Source organism: Arthrobacter agilis (assembly GCF_002953615.1).
Classification (GTDB): domain Bacteria; phylum Actinomycetota; class Actinomycetes; order Actinomycetales; family Micrococcaceae; genus Arthrobacter_D; species Arthrobacter_D agilis_B.
Window position 1 is genome coordinate 3,414,469 of sequence record NZ_CP024915.1, and the last position, 2,466, is coordinate 3,416,934.

Sequence of the window (2,466 nt, forward strand, 5' to 3'; positions counted from 1 at the left end):
TACGACCGCCTCGTGCTCGCCACCGGCTCCCGCCCCGTCCTCCCGCGGCTCGACGGCCTCGACGACGCCGATAGGCTCCCGCCGGGCGTCGGCTTCCTCCGCGACCTCGACGACGCCCGCGCGGTCACCGCCGCCCTGGCCGCCCAGCAGCGCATCGTGGTGCTCGGCGGCGGCATCCTCGGCATCGAGGCGGCCCTCGCCGCGGCGGAGGAGGGCGGCCGGGTCACGCTCGTGCACTCCGGACGCTCCCCCATGGAACGGCTCCTCGGGGAGGGCGCCCGGGTCCTGGCGGCGGCACTGACCAGGGCGGGCATCACCGTGGTCGCCGGGACGTCGACAGGCATCCGCCTCACCGACGGTCGCTTCTCCGCGCTCGCCCTCGAGGGCGGGGCCCGGGTGGAGGGAGGTGCCCTCGTGCTCGCCTGCGGAGTGCGGCCGCGCACCGAGCTCGCCGACGGGTGCGACCTGGCGACCGCGGACGGCATCCTCGTGGACCACGACCTGCGGGCCCTCGGCACCGGCGGCGTCTGGGCGATCGGCGACTGTGCCGAGGTCTGCTGCGGGGTCAGCACCTGCGCGGCCTGCACCGGGGGCACCGCTCCCCCGGGCCTCATCGGTCCCGGCTGGCAGCAGGCGGACCAGCTCGGGCTCGCTTTCGCAGCGGAGCTCGCGGGCCTTCCCGTCGCCGCCGCCGGACCTCCCGAGCGGCGCGACGCCGTGCTGGTCCTCAAGGCACGCGGCGTGGACGCCGTCACCGCCGGGGAGACCGACGCCGATCCGTGGACCGTCGCGCCCGGTCTCGCCGTCGCGGTCTGGGCGGACCCCGGGCACGGCCGCTACGCGAAGATGGTCACGCGCGACGGCGTCCTGACGGGCCTCGTCTGCGTGGGCATGCCGCGGACCGGCGCCGAACTGGTCCTGCTCTTCGAGCGCCGGAGCGAACTACCCGCCGACCGGTCGAGCCTGCTCAGCCTGGACAGTGCCGAAGGGGTGCTCGCGGCACTGCCTCCCGGACCGGACGCGACCCTCTGCCGGTGCGCGGGCGTCACCCGCGGCACCGTGCAGGAGTCCGTCGCGGGCGGCTGCTCCTCCGTCCCGGAGGTGTCCGCGGGCACGCGGGCCGGGACGGGCTGCGGCGGCTGCCACGACGACATCCGCTCCGTGATCGAGCACCACTTCGCCGTCGCGGTGGCGTCCTGAACCGCGGCGGGAGGGCGCGGACCCCGCCCGGGTCCGCGTCCGGGTCCGGGTCCGGGTCCGGGTCCGGAAGGGTCCTACACGTGCAGGCGGTACCCCCGCTTCACCACGGTCTCCACCAGGCCCGGGTCGGGCAGGGACTTGCGCAGCCTGTTCACGTTCATGTCGAGCGCATGACCGGCGCCGGTATGGGCCAGCAGCCCGGTCAGTGCGTCACGGCTGAGGACGGCACCGCGAGCGGACAGCAGCGCCTTGAACAGCACGAGCTGAGCGGGTGCGAGATCCACCTGGACCTCGTCCACCCGGACCGACCGGCCCCGCACCTCGACGTAGCCGGACCGCGTCCTGAGCTGCTCCACGTGGTGTTCGGCGAGATGGTCGCAGACCAGCCGGATCAGCGCGCCCATCCGGAAACGCTCGGGCACGATCGGATCGATGCCGGCGTCGATCAGGGGCTGCGCTGTCACCGGTCCCACAGCCGCGGCCAGGACACTGCGTCGGAACCGCTGGATCAGTTCCTCCTCGAGGCCCTGCTCGGCGGCGGTGCTGAACAGCGCGTCGACGGCGGGCGCACTCGTGAAGGTGACGCAGTCCAGCTGCCCGGCGCAGACGGCGTCGATGAGCCGGGGCAGCCGCTCGGACCCCTCCGGCTTGATCCACCGGTAGGGCGTGACGGTGAGGAGCGTCGCGCCGGACGCCCGGAGCCGTTCCAGCTGATGGGCGTCGGCGTAGGCGTGCAGCTGGACACCGATGGTCAGCCCTGACAGGTCCTGCTGCAGCAGCTCGTCCACGAGCGTGGCCGTGGTCTCGTCCGAACTGATCCCGACGTCGTCGAGTCCCGCCGCCCGCACAGCGCCCCTGGCCTTCGGGCCCCGGACGTAGATCCGGCCTGCCCCGAGCACCTCGAGGAGGTCGTCGCCCAGCCCTGCGGCGTCCGCGGCCTCGAACCACCGGCGCATCCCGTACGCGGTGGTGATGAGGAACAGGTCAGGGCGTGCGGACACCATGGCCGCCGTGTCCGCGAGCAGTTCCACGTCCTCGGCGATGGGCGCGATCTTCAGCGCCGGCGCGTGGAACACCGAGGCGCCGCGCCGCTCGAGCGCGTCGATCAGGTCACCGGAGCGGCGGTCCGAGGTCACGCCGATCCGGAAGCCCGCGAGCTGTCCGCCGGAGCTGTCCAGCCGGATGGCCTCGGTCATGATGCCAGCGATTCGGTCAGCCGGGCGAGGTGTGCCGCGCCGCCCTGCAGGTCCAGACCCACCCGCACGT

2 protein-coding genes are annotated in these 2,466 nt (G+C 74.2%); one reads left to right on the forward strand and one right to left on the reverse strand.

Features of this window, described 5'->3' with window-relative positions; genetic code table 11:
* Positions 1 to 1,200: FAD-dependent oxidoreductase (locus CVO76_RS16825; protein WP_208740209.1), on the forward strand; the 1,200-nt coding region annotated here is incomplete at its 5' end.
* A gap of 74 nt (positions 1,201 to 1,274) precedes the next feature.
* Here the strand turns inward: CVO76_RS16825 and CVO76_RS16830 are convergent.
* Positions 1,275 to 2,396, reverse strand: coding sequence for a uroporphyrinogen-III synthase (locus tag CVO76_RS16830; protein WP_208740210.1), 1,122 nt, complete (start codon positions 2,394 to 2,396; stop codon positions 1,275 to 1,277).
* Positions 2,397 to 2,466: the final 70 nt, after the last annotated feature.